The organism is Amycolatopsis sp. (genome assembly GCF_036008905.1).
Lineage (GTDB): Bacteria > Actinomycetota > Actinomycetes > Mycobacteriales > Pseudonocardiaceae > Amycolatopsis.
On sequence record NZ_DASYMU010000225.1, the window covers coordinates 36,146 to 57,952 of the forward strand.

Annotated in this window: 21 protein-coding genes and 1 pseudogene; 15 read left to right on the plus strand and 7 right to left on the minus strand. The window is 67.2% G+C overall.

Annotated features, from left to right (window positions below):
• Positions 1-55: 55 nt before the first annotated feature.
• Positions 56-490 carry an SRPBCC family protein gene (locus VGP60_RS36475; protein ID WP_327552762.1) on the plus strand — a complete coding sequence of 145 codons (435 nt, stop codon included), beginning with the start codon at positions 56-58 and terminating at the stop codon, positions 488-490.
• 39 nt (positions 491-529) lie between these two features.
• On the plus strand, positions 530-1,348 hold the full coding sequence (gene xth, locus VGP60_RS36480) for an exodeoxyribonuclease III (protein ID WP_327552763.1): 819 nt from the start codon (positions 530-532) through the stop codon (positions 1,346-1,348).
• A 141-nt stretch (positions 1,349-1,489) separates the two neighbouring features.
• Here the strand turns inward: xth and VGP60_RS36485 are convergent, their stop codons facing one another.
• The 4 genes from VGP60_RS36485 to VGP60_RS36500 all read right to left on the minus strand — a co-directional run bounded on the left by VGP60_RS36485 (position 1,490) and on the right by VGP60_RS36500 (position 4,677).
• Complete coding sequence (locus tag VGP60_RS36485) at positions 1,490-2,011, minus strand: hypothetical protein (RefSeq protein WP_327552764.1); 522 nt, start codon at positions 2,009-2,011, stop codon at positions 1,490-1,492.
• A 141-nt stretch (positions 2,012-2,152) separates the two neighbouring features.
• On the minus strand, positions 2,153-2,440 hold the full coding sequence (locus VGP60_RS36490) for an alpha/beta hydrolase (RefSeq protein ID WP_327552840.1): 288 nt from the start codon (positions 2,438-2,440) through the stop codon (positions 2,153-2,155).
• Positions 2,441-2,476: 36 nt separating this feature from the next.
• Positions 2,477-3,529 (minus strand): amidohydrolase family protein, encoded by a 1,053-nt coding sequence (locus VGP60_RS36495; RefSeq protein ID WP_327552765.1) that lies wholly within the window; start codon positions 3,527-3,529, stop codon positions 2,477-2,479.
• 77 nt (positions 3,530-3,606) lie between these two features.
• Positions 3,607-4,677: a glycoside hydrolase family 19 protein gene (locus tag VGP60_RS36500; RefSeq protein WP_327552766.1), complete on the minus strand. Its 1,071-nt coding sequence runs from the start codon at positions 4,675-4,677 to the stop codon at positions 3,607-3,609.
• A 301-nt stretch (positions 4,678-4,978) separates the two neighbouring features.
• Between VGP60_RS36500 and VGP60_RS36505 the strand changes: the two genes are divergently transcribed.
• Complete coding sequence (locus VGP60_RS36505; RefSeq protein WP_327552841.1) at positions 4,979-6,085, plus strand: MFS transporter; 1,107 nt, start codon at positions 4,979-4,981, stop codon at positions 6,083-6,085.
• Here VGP60_RS36505 and kynU read toward each other — a convergent pair.
• Positions 6,082-7,299 carry a kynureninase gene (kynU, locus tag VGP60_RS36510; protein WP_327552767.1) on the minus strand — a complete coding sequence of 406 codons (1,218 nt, stop codon included), beginning with the start codon at positions 7,297-7,299 and terminating at the stop codon, positions 6,082-6,084. The two genes, VGP60_RS36505 and kynU, sit on opposite strands and share 4 nt — an antisense overlap.
• 236 nt (positions 7,300-7,535) lie before the next feature.
• On the opposite strand from kynU, the gene VGP60_RS36515 reads away from it, so the two are divergent.
• Together VGP60_RS36515 and VGP60_RS36520 are read left to right on the plus strand one after the other, a co-directional pair.
• Entirely contained in the window at positions 7,536-7,871 is a 336-nt protein-coding gene (locus tag VGP60_RS36515; RefSeq protein ID WP_327552768.1) for a hypothetical protein, read from the plus strand.
• Between the two features lie 170 nt (positions 7,872-8,041).
• A complete protein-coding gene (locus tag VGP60_RS36520; RefSeq protein WP_327552769.1) occupies positions 8,042-10,597 on the plus strand; it encodes a bifunctional FO biosynthesis protein CofGH in 2,556 nt (851 codons plus the stop codon).
• Positions 10,598-11,023: 426 nt separating this feature from the next.
• Here VGP60_RS36520 and VGP60_RS36525 read toward each other — a convergent pair whose 3' ends face one another.
• Positions 11,024-11,776: a serine protease gene (locus VGP60_RS36525; RefSeq protein WP_327552770.1), complete on the minus strand. Its 753-nt coding sequence runs from the start codon at positions 11,774-11,776 to the stop codon at positions 11,024-11,026.
• Between the two features lie 282 nt (positions 11,777-12,058).
• Here VGP60_RS36525 and VGP60_RS36530 point away from each other — a divergent pair, with 282 nt between their 5' ends.
• From VGP60_RS36530 to yhjD, 4 genes are all read left to right on the plus strand, one after another.
• Positions 12,059-12,526: a hypothetical protein gene (locus tag VGP60_RS36530; protein ID WP_327552771.1), complete on the plus strand. Its 468-nt coding sequence runs from the start codon at positions 12,059-12,061 to the stop codon at positions 12,524-12,526.
• Positions 12,527-12,642: 116 nt separating this feature from the next.
• Positions 12,643-13,677: a tryptophan--tRNA ligase gene (trpS, locus tag VGP60_RS36535; protein ID WP_327552772.1), complete on the plus strand. Its 1,035-nt coding sequence runs from the start codon at positions 12,643-12,645 to the stop codon at positions 13,675-13,677.
• Position 13,678: 1 nt separating this feature from the next.
• On the plus strand, positions 13,679-14,194 hold the full coding sequence (locus tag VGP60_RS36540; protein WP_327552773.1) for a hypothetical protein: 516 nt from the start codon (positions 13,679-13,681) through the stop codon (positions 14,192-14,194).
• Between the two features lie 64 nt (positions 14,195-14,258).
• Positions 14,259-15,284: an inner membrane protein YhjD gene (gene yhjD, locus VGP60_RS36545; protein WP_327552774.1), complete on the plus strand. Its 1,026-nt coding sequence runs from the start codon at positions 14,259-14,261 to the stop codon at positions 15,282-15,284.
• On the opposite strand, the gene VGP60_RS36550 is transcribed toward yhjD, so the two are convergent.
• Positions 15,238-16,539: a peptidase M15 gene (locus VGP60_RS36550; protein ID WP_327552775.1), complete on the minus strand. Its 1,302-nt coding sequence runs from the start codon at positions 16,537-16,539 to the stop codon at positions 15,238-15,240. The genes yhjD and VGP60_RS36550 overlap by 47 nt on opposite strands.
• A 43-nt stretch (positions 16,540-16,582) precedes the next feature.
• On the opposite strand from VGP60_RS36550, the gene VGP60_RS36555 reads away from it, so the two are divergent.
• The 6 genes and pseudogenes from VGP60_RS36555 (at position 16,583) to VGP60_RS36580 (ending at position 21,730) form a co-directional block, all read left to right on the plus strand.
• Entirely contained in the window at positions 16,583-16,837 is a 255-nt protein-coding gene (locus tag VGP60_RS36555) for an SCO4848 family membrane protein (protein WP_327552776.1), read from the plus strand.
• Between the two features lie 190 nt (positions 16,838-17,027).
• Positions 17,028-18,452, plus strand: coding sequence for a S8 family peptidase (locus VGP60_RS36560; protein ID WP_327552777.1), 1,425 nt, complete (start codon positions 17,028-17,030; stop codon positions 18,450-18,452).
• Between the two features lie 169 nt (positions 18,453-18,621).
• A complete protein-coding gene (locus VGP60_RS36565) occupies positions 18,622-20,001 on the plus strand; it encodes an IS1380 family transposase (RefSeq protein ID WP_327552778.1) in 1,380 nt (459 codons plus the stop codon).
• A gap of 198 nt (positions 20,002-20,199) precedes the next feature.
• Positions 20,200-20,289: pseudogene (locus VGP60_RS36570) on the plus strand (type I methionyl aminopeptidase); the annotation flags it as partial.
• Positions 20,286-20,798, plus strand: coding sequence for a GNAT family N-acetyltransferase (locus VGP60_RS36575; protein WP_327552779.1), 513 nt, complete (start codon positions 20,286-20,288; stop codon positions 20,796-20,798). The pseudogene VGP60_RS36570 and the gene VGP60_RS36575, both read left to right, overlap by 4 nt.
• Positions 20,799-20,872: 74 nt before the next feature.
• Positions 20,873-21,730 carry an SDR family oxidoreductase gene (locus VGP60_RS36580; RefSeq protein ID WP_327552780.1) on the plus strand — a complete coding sequence of 286 codons (858 nt, stop codon included), beginning with the start codon at positions 20,873-20,875 and terminating at the stop codon, positions 21,728-21,730.
• The last annotated feature ends 77 nt before the right edge of the window (positions 21,731-21,807 follow it).

The following is a 21,807-nucleotide window of genomic DNA, read 5'->3' on the forward strand; positions in this document are numbered from 1 at the left end:
GGGCACTGACCTTCCACGACTTCTACAGTGACCACCCAGGCTTCGGAGGCGCACGATGAAGAAAGTCCACACCCGGGTCGTGACCGCGAAACCGGCCGAAGAGGTCTACGCCTATCTCGTCGATTTCACCAACCAGGCCGACTGGCGCTTCGACGTGCTCACTTCCGAACTCGTCTCCGGCGATGTCGGAGTGGTCGGCGCGAAGTACAGCCAGCTCGTGCGGGTCGGCCGCGACGAACAGCAGAGCGAAGTCGAACTCGTCGAAGCGAAGAGCCCTGACGAGGTGGCGTTTCGCACGCTCGACACCGGCATGATCACCGTGTCCGGCGCCTGGCACCTCCGGCCCGCGGGCGAAGGCACCGAAGTGATCTGCGACGTCGCCATCGAGACGCGCGGGCCGTTGCGCCTGATCGAGCCCATGATGGGGCCGCAACTGCGGAAGATCGCCAGGAAGTACGAGATCGCCCTGTCGGAGAAGCTGAACCCCTGAGCGTGGGCGTCGGGAAGATTGTCGGTGGGTGCCGGTAGCGTGCGGTGGGTGCTGACCGTTTCCACTGTGAATGTCAACGGCCTCCGTGCCGCCGCGAAAAAAGGCTTCGCCGAGTGGCTCGGCGCCACCGGCGCGGACGTCGTCGCCTGCCAAGAGGTGCGCGCCGAACTGGCCGAGCTGCCGGCCGCGGTCGCGGCCCCCGAAGGCTGGTACAGCTTCCACGCGCCTTCGCTCGCGAAGGGCCGTAACGGCGTCTCGGTGTACAGCAGGCAGGAGCCGGAAGCCGTGCGGATCGGCTTCGGCGAGGCCGAGTTCGAGGGCAGCGGCCGGTATCTCGAGGTGCAGCTGCCGGGCGTGATCGTCGCGAGCCTGTACCTGCCGAGCGGGGATGTCGGCACCGTGCGCCAGGAGGAGAAGGAGCGCTTCATGGCCGCGTTCCTGCCGTACCTGGTCGAGCTGCGCGCGAAGGCCGAGGCGTCCGGGCGTGAGGTGCTGGTGGTGGGCGACTGGAACATCGCGCGTGCCGAAGTCGACCTGAAGAGCTGGAAGACGAACCAGAAGAAGTCCGGGTTCCTGCCCGAAGAACGCGCTTGGCTCGGCCGGGTGTACGACGAGGCCGGGTACGTCGATGTCCAGCGGAAACTCGATCCGGAAGGCCCCGGCCCGTACACCTGGTGGTCCTACCGCGGGAAGGCGTTCGACAACGACGCCGGCTGGCGCATCGACCTGCAGGTCGCGACGCCGGGGCTGGCGGAGAAGGTGAAGTCCGTGGTGGTGGAGCGGGCGGAGACGTACGCCGAGCGGTGGTCCGACCACGCACCGGTGACGGCGACCTTCGACTGGGACTTCCCGGGATAGGTACGAGGGTGGACGTGTTGACGGTGGGCACTTTGGCGGGAAAGTGCGGCGCCGCTGTTGGTCACTCTCGTGAGTGTTTCGCGGTGCTCTAACCCGCGAAACACATGAGCCACGTGCTTGGGCGTTGGGTAAAGTGGCGCGCTATGGCTCCGGTGTCCCATTTCGCCACACGCATGGGGAGTTGACCGTTAGATAAACTTGCCCCAGATTGTTGGATTGCATAGCCATGCTGAATCCATCGTCCTTCTTTTCGCCTCGGAGGAAGCGGTTTCCGGGATTTTCATCTGTGATCGTGAATCCATGTGCGACCCACCAGGTGCGGAGTGCTTCGAAGTAGCCAGGTATTTGGTCCGCCGATATGCCTTGTAATTCGTAGCTCAGGCTGGAGTCTCGCCGGTCTTGTGCCGGACTGCCGTCGGAGTTGGAACACGGCGCGTCAGTCTGTTTCTCTTGTACTCGGAATTCGAGGTTTGGTGCTATTGCTTGCCGGGCGTTCTCTGCGTACTCATCTACCTTGATATTCGCTTCTGCGAGTGTGATGGTCCGTGACATGGCATCTCCCGAGGTCGAGTCGCATCCGGCAAGTGTCAACATGCCGACAGCCGTCAGCCACAACGCTGCCAGGGCGTGGATGATGTTGCTTGACATTCCTTTGTGTTTCACGGCGCGCTTCCTGAGATGACTAGTCCCATGCCTTCGAGTGACGGGTTGTTACGGTTCCAGTACTAACCATGAGCCGCGGAGGTGGGTAGTCCGCCCATGCTGGTTCCTGGATCGGACTGAAAGGTTCGTCCTCCGAATCCCTCAGCCGCGGGATCGGGGCCGAGCGGATCGAGCGCGCCACCGACACCCGGAACTGACAGCATTGGTCAGGCCGTCAGGCGCGTCGTATTCGAGCCAAGTGATGACCGAAGTAGAGGGCGAGCCGGCGCGTTCCGCAGCGGCATGCATGATGTCGCCCCGACTGGCTTCGTCGCCGAACGTGGCCAGGTCGGAGGTGGTGCCGGGTACGTACGACGCGACGTTCGTGGCGGTATCGGGATTTCCCTTGGCGAGAATGGCTTTCCCGTCATCGTTGCTGTCGACGCCCAGTAGGTAGTACTTCTGGCCTTCGGGTGTTTGGCGGAGTTAGGGGCGGCGGTGGGCGAGGAGGCCTCGGAGGATGACGGCTCGGGGGACGGCTAGCTGGTCGAAGTCGGTTCTCGGGTCTTCGTCGTAGACGACGACGTCGGCGGGGGCGCCGGGGATCAGGCCGGGGTAGCCGAGGTAGGCCCGCGCTGTCCAGGAGGCGGCGCCGAGGGCGTCGTGCGGGGTCATGCCCGCGGCGGCGAAAGCGCGGATTTCGTCGGCGACGCGGCCGTGGGGGTGGGAGTCGGTGCCGGCCAGGAGGGTGACGCCGGCTTCGGCGGCGGAGGCGACGAGGGCGTGGTGCGCGCCGGCACCGTTGACGTACCAGTCTCGGCGGGGGCTGGACGGTTTCGCGCGTGCTTCGTCCAGTGACCCGGTCAGCGCCTGGAGGGTGGGGGTCAGGGCGGTGCCTTGGGCGGCCATCTGCGCGAGCAGGTCCGGCGCCAGGCACATGCCGTGTTCCAGTGAGTCCACTTTGGCGGCGACGGCATTCGCGCCGCCTGCGGCTTGCTGGGAGTGCACGGCGACGCGGCCGCCGACGGCGTGGACCAAGGTGACGACTTCGGTGAGGACGTCGAGGGGGATCGGGTCGTCGTCGATGCCCCAGTCGGCGATCAGTTTGGCCCAGCCGGTGCGCGCGGCTTGGGCGGCGGCGACGGCGGGGAGTTCGTCGTGCGCCGGGCGGCGGCCCCAGCCGTCGAAGAACTGGCCGTGCTGCGCGATCCACGGGCCCGCGTGGGTGGCGCGTGGGACGTCGGGGTCGTTGCCGAACCAAGCGGGCGGGTCGCCGGCCAGGCCGGGCGAGCGGATCACGGTGACCCCGGCGTTGACGTGCTCGTGCAGGTCGGCGCGGAGCGTGTCTTCGTCCAGCGGGTCGCCGGGCTCCTTGGCGCCGGGATGCGTGTGGGCGTCGACCAGACCGGGCAGCAGCCAGCCTTCGGCGACCAGTTCGGCGCCGGGGACGGGATCGGTGGTCCACCGGTCGCCGTCGGCATAAAGATCGACGTACTCGCCCGCCGGAAGGGCGCGGCCACGTACACGAAGCACTGTCATGCCTTCAGCGTGCCAAAAACCGAGTGAGGGTGCGGCCCGCGCGGCCGCACCCTCACTCGGTTGTCTCCCTGGAGGTACTAGCAGTACAGATTGCCGCCGGGGGTGGTGCCCAGGATCTGCACGAAACGCTGGTAGGCGTCGATGCGGCTCTGGACCTGGGCGGGGTTGCCGCCGTTGCACTCGATGCTGCCGTTGATGCTCCGGATGGTTTCCCCGAAGCCGCGGCTGTTGACCATCGCGTTGTGCGGGGTCATCGTGCCGGGACCGTTCTGCGTGTTCCAGTACCAAAGACCGGTCTTCCACGCGACGGCCGAGTCGGTCTGCACGAGGTTCGGGTTGTTCAGCAGGTTGATGCCGAGCGCGTCACCCGCGGCCTTGTAGTTGAAGTTCCAGCTCAGCTGGATCGGGCCACGGCCGTAGTACATCGCGTTGCCCGCGGGGCAGCCGTAGGACTGGCTGGTGTCGCAGTAGTGCGGGTAGTTCGCGGTGTTCTGCTCGACGATGTAGACCAGGCCGCCGGTCTCGTGGTTCACGTTGGCGAGGAACGCGGCGGCTTCCTGCTTCTTGATGGTGTCGCTGCCGGTGTTCGTGAAGCCGGGGTACGCCGAGAGCGCCGCGGTCAGGCCGCTGTAGGTGTAGAAGGAGTTCCGGCTCGGGAACATCTGGTTGAACTGCGACTCGCTGACGACGAAGCCGGAGGTGCTGGGCGGGTCGGTGGGGCCGCCGCAGGTGAACGGTTCCCAGAACCAGGTGCTGATGACCGGGTCGTAGCCCGGGTTGTCGTTCTTGGCCCGGTAGTACTGGCCGTTGGTGTACTTGACGATGTTGCCGACGACGTAGTTCTGGCCCGCCACCCAGTTGGGGTACGAACAGCTGGTTCCGGGCGGGGTCGAGCCGCCGCTACAGGTGCCTTGGTCGGCCCAGACGTCGACGGTGCCGGGGGTTTCGCCCTGGGTCCACCACTTGGCGGACCAGTTGTGGCCGTTGTACGAGGCGACGTTGCCGCCGGTGTAGACCGCGGAGGAATTCCATCCGCCCGCGCAGGCCGCGGCTACCGAGGCGGTCGCGGCGGACGACGGGATCAGGATGGCCATCGCTCCCGCGGCCACGATGGCCAAGAGAGATGCCATTATGCGTTGTATCGACACTGATTTACTCCTCGTGATGCGCAGATCGTCGGCGGTGACGCGGAGAGCGGAAATCGATTGGTCTATACCAGTCAGGTATAGACCAATTTGCCCCGGAAGCCAAGGGCCGGCGGCAGGGTTGGCCGAATTTGTCAGGGTTGCCCGGCGTCCGGTGAAGATCGGACAAAACGGTTGACGCGCGGGCTAGCACTAGTATCGAGCTATGACCTGGCGACATTGACCTTCCAGTCCCGCGCCCGCCGCACGCACCAAACGGCTGGCCGTCACCCTTTACGGCTACTCGTTCTTCGATGACTTCGCGCTGCTCTACCCGGTGTATGTCGTGCTGTTCACGGACTCCGGGCTGTCCGTCGCCGAGATCTCGTCACTGTTCGTCATCTGGGCGGTCACGGGCATCGTGCTGGAGGTCCCCTCCGGCGTCTGGGCGGACGCGGTCTCGCGGCGGCTGCTTCTAGCGGGCGCGCCGCTGCTCAAGGGCGCGGGCTTCGCGCTGTGGGTCTTCGCACCTTCGTACTGGGCGTTCGCGGCCGGTTTCGTGTTGTGGGGCGCGACGAGCGCGCTGCAGTCCGGAGCGCTGGAAGCGCTTGTCTACGAAGAACTCGAGCACGAAAAGGCCTCGGACAAGTACGCCAGGATCATGGGGCGCGCGCGGTCCTGCGGGTTCGTCGCCGTGATGGCGTCGACAGCCGCGGCCGGGCCGGTGTTCGCCGTCGGCGGTTATGTCGCGCTGGGTATCGCCAGCGTCCTGGCCTGCGTGGCGGGCGCGGTCATCGGGCTGCGGTTCACCGAGCACGGCGCGGCGGAATCCGGCGAAGAAAACGAGCTCGGCTATTTCGAGACGCTCAAGGCCGGACTCACCGAAGCCCGCGAAAGTCGTTCGGTCCGGCGGCTGTTGCTGATCATCCCCGCGCTGACGGCGATCTGGGGCGCGCTCGAGGAGTACGACGCCCTCCTGGCCATCGACACCGGCGTGACGGTCGAAGCCGTGCCGTGGCTGATGTTGCTGCTGTGGGCGGGTGTCACGGCCGGTGGCCTGCTCGCGCCGGTCGGGGAGCGGATGCCGGGGAAGGTGTTCGCCGGGACGGTCGCGGCCGCCGCGCTCGCCTTGGCGGCCGGGGCGCTCAGTGGCCACCCGCTGGGCTTCGTCCTGCTCGCGGCGGCGTACTGCGCGTTCCAGATGGCGACCGTGGTGGCCGACGCCCGGCTCCAGGGGACGATCTCCGGCCCGAGCCGGGCGACCGTGACGTCGTTGGCGGGGCTGGGCACGGATTTGGCGACGGTCGGTGTCTACGGCGCGTATGCCGCCGGCTCCGCGGGTTTCGCCAACAGCACGATTTACGCGCTATTTGCCGTGCCGTACCTCGTGATCGCGTTGTGGCTCGGGATAAGTAGGCATTTCACGGCCTAGGTCACCTTCGCGCGGACGGCGTATTTCGGATCGCGCCAGCTTTCCGTGGCGAGGATTTCGCGCAGGATTTCGAGGGCGTCCCAGACGTCGGTGTAGCGCGTGTACAACGGCGTGAAACCGAACCGCATCATGTCCGGCGCCCGGAAGTCGCCGACCACGCCGCGGTCGACGAGCGCGCGCATGACGGCGTAGCTTTCCGGATGGCGTAAGGAAACCTGGCTCCCCCGGAGCGTGGAATCGGTGGGCGAAACCACGTCGAGGCCGGCCGCGAGTTCGATGAACAGGCCGGTCAGTTTCACGCTCTTGGCGCGGACGTCGTCGAGGTCCACGCGATCCCAGATGTCCAAGCTCGCTTCGAGGGGCGCATAGGACACGATCGGCGGGGTGCCGGCGCTGAACCGCCGAATACCGTCGGACGGCGTGTAGCCGACGTCGAAGGTGAACGGCGACGCGTGCCCCATCCAACCGGAAAGCGGTTGGCGCGCCCGTTCTTGGTGGCGCCGGGCGACGTAGACGAAGGCGGGGGAGCCGGGGCCGCCGTTGAGGTACTTGTAGGTGCAGCCGACGGCGAAGTCCGCTTCGCAGGCGTTCAGGTGCACCGGGAGCGCGCCCGCGCTGTGGCAGAGGTCCCAGACCGTGAGTACGCCGTGGCGGTGCGCGAGTTCGGTCAGCGCGGCCATGTCCCGCAGGCGGCCGGTGCGGTAGTTGACGTGGTTGACCAGGAGGACGGCGACCTGGTCGTCCAATGCGCCTTCCACGTTCTCGACGAGTCGGTGCTCGTAGCCGCCGAGCATCTCCGTGACGCCGTCGAGCAGGTAGAGGTCTGTCGGGAAGCTGTCCGCTTCGGCGACCACGGTCTTGCGATCCGGGTGCAGGGCGAGCGCGGCCGAGAGCACCTTGAAGAGGTTGACCGAAGTCGAGTCGGCGGCGAGCACCTCGCCCGAGTCGGCGCCGACAAGGCGGGCGAGACGATCTCCGACCGTCACCGGCTTGTCGAACCAGCCCGCGGTGTTCCAGCTGCCCACCAGGCCCTGACCCCATTCGGCGTCGACGGTCGTCCGCACACGCTCGCTCGCGGCGCGGGGAAGCACGCCCAGCGAGTTGCCGCAGAGGTAGATCAAGCCGTCGGGGAGCACGAATTCTTCGCGCAGCACGCCCAGTTCGTCGGTCTCGTCCCAGTGCTCCAAATGAGCGCGAGTGATGGGGGTCACCATGGCCCTTTCGTCAGCCGGCGGCCCCAATCTAGCCGCGGGCCGCTGACCATGGGTTACGCAGCAGGCCCAAGCCCGTCGAAGTGGGTACTCCTCCGGCCGCTACCCTGTTCACCCGAGTCAGTTCAGGTCCTCGGTCTTGACACGCTCGGTAGCTTTTTCACCATCAACATGAAGACGATCCCCCTTTCGGGTGACAGGCTTCGTGCAGGGCAATAAACGGCGCGGGAGGCACTCCGGTGCACAACCCAGTAGGTTTCTTGGTGCGGACCACGATGCGCGTGGCGCGTGCCTCGGCAGTGCTCGTCACGGTTCCGGCCGGGCTGCTGGTCGTCGGCTCGGGCGCGGCTTTCGCGCAGAGCGCCGGGACGACCGTCCACGCGGAACCGGACGCGGTCACCTTCGGGCTGCTGGGCCCGGTCGGGCTCGTCGCCGTCGCACTCGGCATCGTCGGGATGACGGCCGGTGTCTTCCGCCAGCGCCGCAAGGCCCGCTCGGCCGCCGCAGACACAGCCCCCATCCCCGTCCGGCCCGAAGAGCCCACCCACCCCATGCTGACCCCGCGTCGCCCCTGAAAATGCGTTTTCGGGATCAAAAACAGCGTCGCCGTTGAGGGCGGCGGTGGGTGACGGGCGGGCTAAACTTCGCCGCCGAGGTCAGGGTCGGTTTTATTCCCGCGTGGAGGAGGAATCCCTCACAGCGGTATCGGCGGCCGGAACCTGCTGAGCGGCCGTAGGCTCTGTTCATGGCTGACCGTGTGCTGATCACCCCGCCCGAGCCGAAGCCCAGCCCCTCCGCGATGAGCAGGGCGTTACGCCGTGCCGCCGACGGTGTGGCCTTGGATGTCTCCGAGGCCGCGGTGCTGTTGCATGCTCGTGGTGAAGATCTGGAAAAACTCCTGACCGCTGCCCGCAAGGTCCGCGACGCCCACCTCGCGGATCAAGGCCGCAGTGGTGTCGTGACCTACAGCAGCAGCGTGTTCATCCCGCTGACGAGACTCTGCCGGGACCGATGTCATTACTGCACCTTCGTGACCGTCCCCGGCAAACTGCACTCGATGTTCCTCGAACGCGACGAGGTCCTCGAGATCGCCCGCGCGGGCGCCGCGCAGGGTTGTAAGGAAGCGCTGTTCACCCTCGGGGACCGGCCGGAGGACCGCTGGCCCGAGGCGAAGGAATGGCTCGACGCGCGCGGCTACGACTCCACTTTGGATTACGTCCGCGCCTGCGCGATCGCGGTGCTGGAGGAGACCGGCCTGCTGCCGCATCTCAACCCCGGCGTGATGAGCTGGGAGGAGATGCAGCGCCTCAAGCCCGTCGCCCCGAGCATGGGGATGATGCTGGAGACCACCGCGACGCGGCTCTGGTCGGAGAAGGGCGGCCCGCATTACGGCAGCCCCGACAAGGAGCCCGCCGTCCGCCTGCGGGTGCTCGACGACGCCGGGCGCGTCGGTGTCCCGTTCACCACCGGCATCCTGGTCGGTATCGGCGAGACGCTGACGGAGCGCGCCGAGTCGCTGCACGCGATCCGCTCGCGGGCCCGGCAGTTCCGGTCCATCCAGGAGATCATCGTCCAGAACTTCCGCGCGAAGCCGGACACCGCGATGCGCTCGGCCCCGGACGCCGACATCGAGGACCTCGCCGCGACAGTCGCCGTCGGCCGCCTGCTGATGCCGCCGGGGGTCAGCGTCCAGGCGCCGCCGAACCTCGTCGGTGACGAGCACGCGTTGCTGCTGCGCGCCGGGATCGACGACTGGGGCGGCGTTTCGCCGGTCACCCCGGACCACGTCAACCCCGAGCGCCCGTGGCCGAAGATCGACCAGCTCCGCGAGGTCACCGCCGAAGCGGGCTTCGTGCTGCGCGAGCGGCTCGCGGTGTACCCGAAGTACGTCAAGGCCGCCGAGAAGTGGCTCGACATCCGGCTCAAGCCGCATATCGACGCGCTCGTCGACGTCGAAACCGGGCTGGCGAACGAAGACGCGCCCGTGGTCGGCCACCCGTGGCAGGAGCCGGACGGCGGCCTGGAGACCGTGGGCCGCGCCGACCTCAACACCACGATCGACACCGAGGGCCGCACTTCGGACCGGCGTGGTGACTTCGACAGCGTCTACGGCGACTGGGAGATGCTGAAGGACCAGGTGCCCGAGGGCGGCCGGTCGGGTGCGAAGGCGCCCGAACGGCTCGACAGCGATGTGCGAGAGGGCCTGCGGCTCGCCTCCACCGACCCGGCCGCGCTGCTGCACGAGTCCAACGCCGCCGCCGCGCTCGCGCTGATCACGTCGGACGGCGAAGCGCTGGAGACGATGGCCAGGCTCGCCGACGAACTCCGCAAGGACGTCGTCGGCGACGACATCACCTATGTCGTCAACCGGAACATCAACTTCTCCAACGTCTGTTACGTCGGCTGCCGGTTCTGTGCTTTCGCGCAGCGCGAGAAGGACGCCGACGCGTTCCGGCTTTCGGTCGAGGAGGTCGCCACGCGCGCCGTCGAAGCGGCGGCGGCCGGGGCGACCGAGGTCTGCATGCAGGGCGGCATCGACCCGAAGCTGCCCGTCAGTTACTACGCCGACATCGTGCGCGCCATCAAGAAGGCCGTGCCGGATATGCACGTCCACGCGTTCTCGCCGATGGAGATCGTGTCCGCGGCGTCGAAGGCGGGCGTCAGCGTCGAGGAGTGGCTCACCGAGCTGCGCGACGCCGGGCTCGGCTCGATCCCGGGCACCGCGGCGGAGATCCTCGACGACGAGGTCCGCTGGGTCCTCACCAAGGGCAAGCTGCCGGCGCAGACGTGGATCGACGTCGTGTCCACCGCGCACCGGCTCGGCATCCAGTCGTCGAGCACGATGATGTACGGCCATGTGGACCATCCGGGCCACTGGGTCGGGCACTTCCGGGTGCTGTCGCGGATCGCGGCGGACACCGGCGGGTTCACCGAGTTCGTCGGGCTGCCGTTCATCCACAACAACGCGCCGATCTACCTCGCGGGCGTCGCGCGTCCGGGGCCGTCCGTGCGGGACAACAGGGCGGTGCACGCGTTTGCGCGGCTGTCGCTGCACGGCCGGATCGACAACGTGCAGTGCTCGTGGGTCAAGCTCGGTGACGAGGGCACCGCGCAGGTGCTGCGCGGCGGCGTCAACGACATCGGCGGCACGTTGATGGAGGAGACCATCTCGCGGATGGCCGGGTCCGAGCACGGTTCCTCGCGGACCACCGCGGAGCTCGACCACCTCGCGTCGCTGGCCGGGCGTCCCTCGCGCCAGCGGACCACCACCTACGGCCGGACTCTCGCGCCCACGCTGTAGCCCAACCGCCGGAACATGTCGACACTTTCCCGGGCTCACGGGGAAAGTGTCGACATGTTTCCGGGGTTGATTGGGTGCCGATACCTAGTGCCGCCCTGATTGTTTCCGCTGAGCGGAAACGCGAAGGTCGACGGTATGGCGACCCGAACGGAAACCCCTTTTCCCCGAGCGCTGGACCACGCGATCGCGTCGAGCGGGTTGAGCCTCGACCGGGTGCGGGCCCGGCTCGCCCGCCACGGCGTGCGAGTCAGCATCGCGACGCTGAGCTATTGGCGTAGCGGCCGCAGCCGCCCGGAGCGAACTGATTCGCTCCGCGCGGTGCGGATCCTCGAGGAACTGTTCGAACTTCAGCCCGGTTCCCTGACCTCATTGCTCGGCCCGCGCCGGCCCCGGGGGAGGTGGGGCGACCCGGGCCGGGCCAGGGCCTCACTGGCTGTTCTGGGCGATCCAGCTGCTGAAGTACGAGACGTCGACGTAGATCGACGGGCCGGTCGCGCAGGTTGAGTTGTTGTTCCCCGCGCGGCTGGTGGCGCCGATCAGCTGCCAGACACCGTTGACCTGCTTGATCTGCGGGCCGCCGGAGTCGCCGTAGCAAGCGCCCTTGTCGCCGCCGGGGTTGTTGGTGCAGATCTCGCTGGCGCCGCTGATCCCGAGGCACCGGCTGTCGGTCACGATCGAGGTGTCGAGCTGCTGCAAGGTGGTCGGTGCGCCGCAACCGCCCGCCGGGGCACAGGTCTGGCCCCAGCCGATGATCCGGGTCGCGGTGCCGACCGCACCCGAAGAGGCGGCGATCGCGGCGGGCGCCTGGCTCACGGAGGTGGACAGCCGCAGCAGGGCGAGGTCGGCCGTCGGGTGCGCGACCCGGGCCGCGACCCTGGCGACAGTGCCGCCGCTCGACCGGTTCGTGGTGCCGACCCGCACCTGATAAGGCGTCCCACAGTGTTTCGCGGTGACGACCCAGTTCGCCTTGATCAGCGTGCCACCACAGGAGTGACCGCCGCTGCTCGACTGCAGGGAGGCCATGAACGAGTAGACCTGGCTGGCGTTCCCGCCGCCGACGATGTTCGGCTGGACACCGGTCGGCTCGGGTGCCGCGACCGCCGCGCCGGGCATGGCCAACCCGGAAAGTGCGGTGACCGCCGCGATGAACAAGCCCGTGAGCAGGGACTTTGCCTTCATAACGTTGTCTCCTTTGCGTAACCCGGAGGAGTCATCCGGACAGGCAAAACGCTAGGAACTTCGGCGGACCGGCAGAACCCACGGAAGTATGGGCTGTTTAACCGTTTAGTCCCTTTGGCCTATGGGGGCCGTTCGGCGTAACGGCCGGTCTCCTAACGGTTCGGCATTTCCCTCCCGCCGCAGGGCGTTCGCCGAGTACGTTCGGGCGCTATGGCGACGAATCCGAGCCCAGTTTCGCCGTCGAGGTATGGCCCGGCTTTCTCGGCACAGGCGTCGAAGTCGATGGACCTGTCCGTCAAGCTTTGTGTCGTTGCTGCCGCGGTTCTCTTGCTGCGCGTCATTTTGAGCGTGGTGAACACCAACGCGATCGTTGCCAAGACCGCAGCGCGGCTCGACGTCAGCCTGGAACTCGGGCGGCGCATCGCGGATGGCGTCGGCTCGGTGATTCTCGCCCTGCTGCTGGTCGTGCTCTGGGTGTTCTCCGCCTGGAAGGTGCGAGCAGGCCGGCCGTGGGCGCCAGCCATAGTCTGCGGCATCAGCACATTGCAGGTGCTTTCCGCTGTGTACGACTTGGTGGACCCTGGTGTGTATTTCACCGTCGTTATGTATTTCGAAATCGGTGTGCCCGGCGTCCTCGAAGTGCTGCTCCGGCTCGTGACAGTAGTGTTGGCCACGGGCGCTCTCGTGTTCACGTACAAGGGGCTCTTGTTAGCGCTGCGGGCGCACCGCAAGACCGCGACCCGTGCGTAGTCGCGAGGACCTGCACCCCGATGACGGGTTCGTCCGGTGGACCGGTCGGTCTCTTCCTGGGCTCTTGGTGGGACCTCGCCGCCACCACCGCCCGAGCCGCCTGAAACAATCCTTACGTGTCTGAAGAAGCTGCGGAAGCCAGCGCCACCCGGTTACGTGTGCTGTCCGGCATTCAGCCGACGGCCGACTCGTTCCACCTGGGCAACTATCTCGGCGCGCTGCGCCAGTGGGTGAAGCTGCAGGACACGCACGAGACGTTCTACTGCGTGGTCGACCTGCACGCGATCACCGTCGAGCAGGACCCGAAGGTGCTGCGTGAGCGGACCCGGCTTTCGGCCGCCCAGTTGCTCGCGATCGGCGTCGACCCGGCGCGTTCGGCACTGTTCGTGCAGAGCCATGTGCCCGAGCACGCCCAGCTCAGCTGGGTTCTCGAATGCCAGACCGGTTTCGGTGAGGCCGGCCGGATGACGCAGTTCAAGGACAAGGCCAGCAAGCAGGGCACCGACCGGGCGAGCGTCGGGCTGTTCACCTACCCGGTGCTCCAGGCCGCGGACATCCTGCTCTACCAGGCGCACGCGGTACCGGTCGGCGAGGACCAGCGCCAGCACCTGGAGCTCACCCGCAACCTCGCGCAGCGCTTCAACAACCGCTTCGGCAAGACGTTCGTCGTACCGGAGCCGCATATCGTCAAGGACACCGCGAAGATCTACGACCTGCAGGACCCGACGTCGAAGATGAGCAAGTCCGCGTCCGTGGCGAACGGGCTGATCGAGCTGCTGGAAGACCCGAAGCGCTCGGCGAAGAAGATCCGCTCCGCGGTCACCGACACCGGCCACGAGGTCGTTTTCGACGCGGAGAACAAGGCGGGCGTGGCGAACCTGCTGACTATCTACTCCGCATTGACCGAACGTTCCATCCCCGAGCTCGAGACGGCGTACGAGGGCAAAGGCTACGGTGACCTGAAAGTCGACCTCGCCGGCATCCTCGTCGAGTTCGTCACCCCGTTCCAGGAAAGCGTGAGGTCCTACATGGACGACGTGGCCGAGCTGGACAAGGTCCTCGCCCGCGGTGCCGAGCGCGCCCGCGAGGTCGCCTCCGAGACCCTCACCCAGGTCTACGACCGGGTCGGATTCCTCCCCCCGGCGCGTTGACATGGCCATCCAAGACTTCGACTCGTGGCGCGCCGAGCTTTACGAAACCGGGAACCTGTTCCACGACGTCCCCGACGACCCGGAGGCCGAGGAACTGGCCAACCAGCAGATGTTCCGCTACATCGGCCTGGTCAAGCAGATCCGCGGCAAGGGCGGGGTCGACGCCGTCGTCGCCCTGATCGGTTCGATGCGGGCCGAGGAGGACGAAGGCGCCTACGAGGACACCATGGAGGCGCTGGAGTATTTCCCGGACGCCGAACTGGGCCGGGGCGCGGCATTGGCGTGGCGCGAGCTCGTGTCGATTCCGAAGAAGTTCAGCGGTGAAGTGCTGTTCGGCTGCTGCCAGACCGGCGCGGGCTCGGTCGGCGCGTTCAACGAGGTCTACTCCGAGCTGGACGACGAAGCCAAGCGGCTGGTCGGTGAGCTGATCGAGTACCACGAAAACGGCACTTGGCTCTCGGGCCCGGAACGCGGCCTGCTCCGGCCGGTCAGGGACGCCTTTTTCGACTCGCTGTAAGGATCACTCGGCGTTCCGCCTTGCTCGCGCTGCGAAGTCGTGCCTGGCTGGTTAACGTTTGTGAGTGGCAACGGAAGACGCGAAGGGCCCCGAAAAAGAGAAGCTGCTCCCGCGACTGAGGCGGAAGTACGCGTGGCTCGATCATCTGGTCCGCGCGAATGACGCCTTCACCGAGCGCTACGGCAACCACTACGCCGCCGCGATCACTTACTTCAGCGTGCTTTCGCTGTTCCCGCTGATGATGGTCGGGTTCTCGATCACCGCGATGGTCCTGCGCGGCAACACCGTGGTGCTGGATCAGATCCGGGACGGCATCACCAGTTCCGCGCCCGCGGGTCTCAGCGACTTCCTCAACAGCATCGTCAACGCCGCGCTGAGCGCCGGGGCCGGGACCGGGATCCTCGGTCTGGTGCTGGCGCTGTACTCCGGTATCGGCTGGATGACCAATCTCCGCGACGCGCTGACCGCGCAGTGGGGTCAGGAAAAGCAGCAGCTGCCGCTGGTTTCGACCACGCTCAAGGACTTGCTCCGGCTCGCCGGGCTCGGGCTCGCGCTGGCCATTTCGTTCGGGCTCGCCGCCGCCGGCAGCGGGATCGGCCAGCTCCTGCTCGAACTGGTCGGCCTGGAACACGAGAGCTGGGCGGTGTTCCTGCTGCGGCTGGCGACGATCGTGCTGGGCCTGCTCGCGAACACGCTGGTGTTCCTGTGGGTCATCGCGCGGCTGCCGCGGGAGAAGGTCAGCGCGCGCAGTGCCATCAAGGGCGCGATCATGGCCGCGATCGGCTTCGAGGTGCTCAAGCAGGTCACCACGGTCTACCTCGGCTTCGTGACCAACTCGCCCAGCACCGTGCTGTTCGGCCCGATCCTCGGGCTGCTGTTCTTCGCGAACCTGGTTTCGCGGTTCCTGCTTTTCGTCACCGCTTGGACAGCGACGGCGAAGGAGAACATGGTGACCGTCGTCGAACCGCCGCCGCCCGCGATCATCCGGCCGCGGATCGCCGTCGAACGGCCGCGGTTCCCGTTCAGCGCGACCGCCGGGGCGTTCAGCGCCGGCGCACTCCTGGGCTGGTTCGGGCGTCGTCGTCGTTGACCGCCGCTTCGGCCTTCTTGCGCTGGTGACCGAGCACGAAACCGCCGATGACCAGCAGTGACACCACGAGGGTGATGATCCAGCCGGTGGTGCCGAACGGGTCCTCTGGCTGTTTGGCTGCTTCGTTCGGCGCGGCGTTGTCGGCGGAGCCGTCGGCGGGTGGCGGGTTCGCCTCGTCGACCTTGTCAGGCCGGTAGTCGAGCACGCCGACCGGCTCCGCTTTGTCGGCCTGCAGCGCGAAACCGTAGTCGAGCAGCTTCGAAGCCTGGTCGATCAGCTTCGTCGGCTTCTGCTCGCCGCGCATCAGCACGATGGCCACGCGCTTGCCGCCGCGCTGCGCCGCGCCGACGTAAGTGTGCCGGGCGTCGTCGGTGAATCCCGTTTTGCCGCCGAGGAAACCGGGGTAGACGCCGAGCAGCTTATTGTCGTTGTAGATCGGGAAAGCGGGCTTGTCGGCCCAGCCGGGGAACTGGTACTGCTTCGTCCCGACGGCGGCCGCGAACTCCGGCTGCGCCATCGCGGCGTGGAAGATCAGGCTCAGGTCGTAGGCCGACGTCGACATGCCGGGGCCGTCCAGCCCGGACGGCGTCGCGGCGCGGGTGTCCATCGCGCCGATCTTCGCGGCGAGCGCGTTCATCTTGCCCAGCGCGACATCCACGCCGCCGAGCTTCGTGGCGAAGGCGTGGGCCACGTCGTTGCCGGAGTGCATCAGCAGGCCGTGCAGCAGCTGGTCCACTGTGTACTGCCCGCCCTCGGCGATGCCGACACAGGTGCACTCCTGGGTGGCGTCTTCCTTGGTGGGGACGATGATGTCGGCCGGTTTGAGCTCGGTGACGACGACCAGCGCCAGCAGCGTTTTGATCAGCGACGCGGGCCGCTGCCGCGCGTGCGGATCCTTCGCCGCGATCACGTTGCCGGTGTCGAGGTCCTGCAGCACCCAGGAAGCCGCGGTGGTGCCCGCGGGTGGGTTCAGCGCGTTGGCGGGCAGCACGTCTCCGCATTCGGCCATCCGGGGCCCGCCGACCGGCAGCGCCGGGACGGGCAGCGGAGCCGGGGCGAGCTTGCCCGGCGCCGGTTTCTCGGAGGTGTCGACCGGGGGCGGTGGCGCGTTGCGGACCCCGCAGGTGGCGACGGGTGCGTTCGGAGTTGTCGACGGCTCGTTCGTCGCGGAGGCCGGGAGCGCCGCGAGGGCGAACGAACCGGACAACAGGAGCGGAACCAGTACCCGGAGCGACCGGCGAATAGCGCTGTGCACCCGCTGAATGTAGATCCTGGAGGTTTATCGCATACTCGGGGTCATGCGGATGTCTCGTCGTACCTCTTTGTTCCTCGCCGCGTTCGGCGTCTGGTCATGGATTATCTGGGTGACCTTCGCCAAGAATTTGTGGGAAAGCGACAACGCCTGGGCGCCGGATGGCACGCCCACGGCGTACTTCGTCGTCCACGCGGTGCTGACCGTGGTGTCGTTCGTGCTCGGCACGATCATCGGCGTGATCGGCTGGCGCGGGCTCCGGGCGGCTCGTGGCGCCGTCGAGAAGCAACCGACTCCATAGGGGAAAACTTCACCTTTTCGGATGTACCTCGCACCTACTTTCGTTGGGCGCCAAAGACGACTATTCCCCCAAATGGGGGACATCGCTGAGTCGTTCGACTGCCTAACGTTCACCTCATACAGGTTTTTCGGGCTGCGTGCCCGTGAGCGGACCGCTCATGGGCACGCAGCCCGCTCTTTGTGGAGGTGGAATGTCCCGGATCCGACGATGGCTGGCCCCGACGGTCGCCGCAGTGGCCACGGCCGGTTTGCTGGCCGCCCCGGTGGCGAACGCCGCACCGGCCGAGGCCGCGCAGGCCGTTTGCGACACGACCAGTGACGCGTACAGCTACGTGGTGCTCTACAACCCCCACACCCCGCAGTTCGTGGTGGACAAGGAACTGAAGGCCAAGTGCGGGACGAAGGTGACCTACTACTCCGAGATCGGGGTCGCCGTCGCCACCTCGCGCAACGCGAACTTCGCGCAGTTGATCGGCGTCTACCGCGCTTACTCGGGTGACCGTGAGGTCGCGATCCCGCCGACGGCCGCCGCGAGCCGCCGCTCCGCCGCGGTGACCCAGCGCCAGCTGGAGGAGACCGCCGAAGTCGTCGTCGCCGACGACCTCAGCGCCCAGCAGTGGGACATGCGGGCCATCCACGCCCCCGAAGCGAACAAGATCAACCCGGGCAGCAAGTCCGTCACCGTCGGTGTGCTCGACTCGGGCATCGACCCGGCGCACCCCGCGCTGACCGCGGCCGTCGACAAGAAGGCCTCGGCGGGCTGCCTCACCGGCGCCCCCGACACCAGCCAGGCGTCCTGGGTCCCGACGACGTCCGACCACGGCACGCACGTGGCGGGCACCATCGCGGGCAAGGACACCGCCCGTGGCTTCACCGGCATCGCGCCGGGCGTGAAGCTCGCGTCGGTCAAGGTCGTCAGCGACGCCGGGTACATCTTCCCGGAGTCGGCCGTCTGCGGGTTCATGTGGGCGGGCCAGCACGGGTTCCAGCTGACCAACAACAGCTACTACATCGACCCTGGCATGTTCTACTGCTCGAAGGAGCCGGGTGACGCGGCCGCCTACGAAGCCGTCCGTCGCGCCGTCGCGTACTCCACCGGTCGTGGCGTGCTCAACATCGCCGCCGCCGGCAACAGCGGTTTCGACGTCCCCGCGCAGACCACCGACCCGAACCGCCCGCACGCCGTCGACTCCAGCTGCGCGATCCTGCCCAAGGGCTTGGACGGCGTCGTGACCGTGTCGGCTGTCGGCTACAACGGCACGAAGTCGTACTACAGCAACTACGGTCTCGGTGACATCGAGGTGACCGCCCCCGGCGGTGACAGCACCCAGCGTCCGCCCGCCGGCCAGGGTGCGGGCTGCCCGCTGTCGACCATCTTCAACGGCGGCTACGGCACCAAGTGCGGCACCTCCATGGCGTCCCCGCACGCCGCCGGTGTCGTCGCGCTGCTGGCGAGCAAGTACCGGTTCGCCGGTCCGTGGCTGCTGACAGCGTTGCTCGAAGGCCAGGCAGACCCCGTCGCCTGCGGCACCGCCGCACCGACCTGCTCCGGCCCGGACCGCGACAACTCCTACTACGGCCACGGCCTCGTCAACGCCCTGGACGCAGTCAGCTAGCCCCACCGCTAGTTGTAGGTCCGTGAAGGCCACATTGAGGGACTCTGACCTGGATCCACCGGTGTGATGTGTTGATATAAGCCGTGTCGTGACACGCAGATGCCCTCTGACCTCGGATGATTGTTCTTGCGAAGGAAACGATCACCTGAAGAAAGAGGGCATCTGCTAGATGCGACTATCTCATAGCACCGCCGCGGTCTCAGCGACGTTCGACGACCCGAACCTCGTGTCGCACGCCGGACTCGTGCCAGTGATGCGACTGGCCCAGAACGCCGGACTACCCGAACTGACCGACGAACTGGTGAAGCTGGGAACCACAGCGGGAGCCAACCCCGCAGCGAAAGTATCCTCGATCGTGGCCGGAATGGTCGCCGGCGCGGACTCGATCGACGACCTCGACGTGGTGCGCCACGGCGCACTGCCGGTGCTGTTCCGCGGGATCCGGGCACCCTCAACACTGGGCACATTCCTGCGGGACTTCACCCTCGGCCACGTCGCGCAACTGGAGAACATGGCCAACCAGGTCCTGGCGAACCTGCGAACACTGACCCCGCTGCTACCCGGAATCACCACGCTGGCGTTCCTCGACATCGACTCGAAAACCACCGAGGTGTTCGGGCCCGGCAAAGACGGCGCCGCGGTCGGTCACACCGGGATACGTGGCCTGGACTTCCTCGCAGCGACCCTGTCCTCACCGATCAGCGCACCGGTGATCACCGGGACCCGGCTACGCGGCGGCAACGCCAACACCCGCCGAGCCGCGACGTCGTTCGTCCGCAAGAACCTCACCACCGCCCGACAGAACTGCGGCGCGACCGGAACCCTGCTGGTGAGAATGGATTCCGGCTACTACAGCGGGGACATCCTGGCCACGATCCTCGAGGAAGGCGCCTTGTTTTCGGTCACCGCGCCCCAGAACCCCTCGGTCCGCGCCGCGATCACCACCATCCCCGAGGACGCCTGGCAGAAGATCACCTACGGAAAATCGGTCTACGACAACGACACCCAACAGTGGGTTCACACCGCCGAGATCGCCGAAACCACCTACACCGCGTTCACCAACACCACCCGCAACGGCCAGTACATCACCGCCCGTCTCCTCGTCCGCCGTGTCCTGCAACCCACCGGTGACACCACTGCCGCGTTGTTTCCCACCTACCGCCATCAGGCGGTGTTCACCAACAGTGCCTTCGACATGGTCACCGCCGAAGCTCAGCACCGTGACCGCGCCGGCGCCATCGAACAGGTCTTCGCCGACCTCAACGACTCGGCGCTGGCCCACTTCCCCAGCGGCCGGTTCGCCGCTAACGCCGCCTGGCTCACCCTCGCCGCGCTGACCCACAACCTGTTGCGCGCCACCGGCTGCCTCACCAGTCGAGCCCACGCCACCGCCCGCACCGCGACCTTGCGCCGTCACCTCGTGACCATCGCCGCCCGCATCGCCCGTTCCGCCCGCGTCATCGTGATCCATCTACCCCGAAACTGGCCTTGGGCCGACAGCTACACCGGCCTGTTCACCTCTACCCACCACCCACCCGCCACGACCTGACACTGCGAGCGACCAACCCCGACCGAGGCAGAGGACGTGCTGGTGCGACGCCAGCCGCACCAGCACGTCCTCACCACACAACAAGATCAACAACCCATCCACAAAATCAACGAAACCACGCAGAATGTCGACTCGGTGGATCCAGGTCAGAGTCCCTCAACGTGGCCTTCATGGATTTTTCGTGGGTGTCGAACGAAGCTGCACACCGCGGACGGCAGCCGCGCCGCGCATGTCGAGCACACCATCGCGATCACCGCGGAAGGACCTCGTATCCTCACAGCCTTATGAGCGAGATCCAAATCCGGCAGGGCGGTCCCGGCGACCACGACGCGTTGCTCCAGATGTTCGACGACGCCGTCGCTTGGCTGAGCGCACGCGGCAGCGAGGCGCAATGGGGTTCCGTGCCGTGGTCGAAGATGTCCGGACGGGTCGAGCAGGTGCGGTTGATGGCGGGGAACCCCGGCATCCGGGTCGCCGAGATCGACGGCGAACCGGCCGGAGCGCTCGTCGTCGACGAAGAGACCTTCAAGCACGTGCCGCAGGTGGACGAGCGTGAGCTCTACGTCCGCCTGCTGATCACGTCCCGGAAGTTCGCCGGGCGCGGCGTTGGTTCGAAGCTGATTTCGTACGCGCTGGAGGAGGCGTCGCGTCGCGGGATTTCCCTCGTCCGGGTGGACTGCTGGGCGGGTGGCGACGGCGATCTCGTGCGCTATTACGAGAGCCAGGGCTTCAAATCCACGGTCCAGTTCGACGTTCTGGGCTGGGTCGGCCAGGTGCTGGAGCAACGCGTGGACTAGCGCTGAGCGGCGATCCGGGTGACACTGTTGGCACGGCGTCAACAATGTCAATGTGGACGAAGAGGGAGCCGATCATGGGTAAACCGCGTTCGTTGCGAGGCAAGGTCATCGTGATCACCGGCGGGGCGCAGGGGATCGGCGCCAAGACCGCCGCCGCGCTCGTCAGCCACGGCGCCAAGGTGGCGATCGGCGACCTCGACCAGGTCCGTGCCGAGAAGACCGCAGGTGAGCTGGGTGGTGACACGATCGCGCTGGCCCTCGACGTCACCGACACCCGTGGCTTCACCGCGTTCCTCGACGAGGTCGAAACCCGTCTCGGCCCGATCGACGTGCTCATCAACAACGCCGGGATCATGCCGCTCGCGCCGCTCGACGAAGAGGACGACGCCTCGACACGCCGCCAGCTCGAGATCAACCTGCACGCCGTCATCCACGGCACTCGCGAGGCGATCAAGCGGATGCGCCCGCGCCGGACCGGGCACATCGTCAACGTCGCCTCGATGGCGGGCAAAGCGGGTTTTCCGGGCGCGGCAACCTATTGCGCCACGAAACACGCTGTCGTCGGTCTTTCCGAGGCGGTCCACCTGGAGCTGCGCGGGACCGGCGTCTACGTCTCGTGCGTGATGCCCGCGATCGTCCGGACGGAGTTGGCCGCCGGGCTGGGTGAGGCGAAGATGCTCAAGTCCGTGCTGCCCGAAGACGTCGCCGAGGCGATCGTCGGCGCGCTGCGCAAGCCGCGTTTCGACGTCTACGTTCCCCAAGCCCTCGACGCCATGGGCAGGATCACCAGGCTGCTGCCGCGCAAGACCGGCGAATGGATCACGCGTTCGCTCGGCGGGGACCAGCTTTTGGCTTCAGCGGCCCATTCCACCGCCCGCGCGGGGTACGAAGCGCGGGCCGCCGGGAGCGCTCCTGCCGTCGACACCGAGTGACTCGGACGGCCTAACGGACCGTCCGAAGTGGACTGCTTGCTGGGTGCTTGCGGTGATCGCCTGTTGAGACGTGAGTC

Coding starts and splice junctions, on each gene's coding strand:
- VGP60_RS36575 (WP_327552779.1), top strand. CDS start 20,286: ATGAGCGAGATCCAAATCCGGCAGGGCGGTCCCGGCGACCACGACGCG.
- VGP60_RS36475 (WP_327552762.1), top strand. CDS start 56: ATGAAGAAAGTCCACACCCGGGTCGTGACCGCGAAACCGGCCGAAGAG.
- VGP60_RS36565 (WP_327552778.1), top strand. CDS start 18,622: ATGCGACTATCTCATAGCACCGCCGCGGTCTCAGCGACGTTCGACGAC.
- VGP60_RS36560 (WP_327552777.1), top strand. CDS start 17,028: ATGTCCCGGATCCGACGATGGCTGGCCCCGACGGTCGCCGCAGTGGCC.
- VGP60_RS36530 (WP_327552771.1), top strand. CDS start 12,059: ATGGACCTGTCCGTCAAGCTTTGTGTCGTTGCTGCCGCGGTTCTCTTG.
- kynU (WP_327552767.1), bottom strand. CDS start 7,299: ATGGTGACCCCCATCACTCGCGCTCATTTGGAGCACTGGGACGAGACC.
- VGP60_RS36540 (WP_327552773.1), top strand. CDS start 13,679: ATGGCCATCCAAGACTTCGACTCGTGGCGCGCCGAGCTTTACGAAACC.
- VGP60_RS36520 (WP_327552769.1), top strand. CDS start 8,042: ATGGCTGACCGTGTGCTGATCACCCCGCCCGAGCCGAAGCCCAGCCCC.
- VGP60_RS36495 (WP_327552765.1), bottom strand. CDS start 3,529: ATGACAGTGCTTCGTGTACGTGGCCGCGCCCTTCCGGCGGGCGAGTAC.
- VGP60_RS36580 (WP_327552780.1), top strand. CDS start 20,873: ATGGGTAAACCGCGTTCGTTGCGAGGCAAGGTCATCGTGATCACCGGC.
- VGP60_RS36555 (WP_327552776.1), top strand. CDS start 16,583: ATGCGGATGTCTCGTCGTACCTCTTTGTTCCTCGCCGCGTTCGGCGTC.
- VGP60_RS36525 (WP_327552770.1), bottom strand. CDS start 11,776: ATGAAGGCAAAGTCCCTGCTCACGGGCTTGTTCATCGCGGCGGTCACC.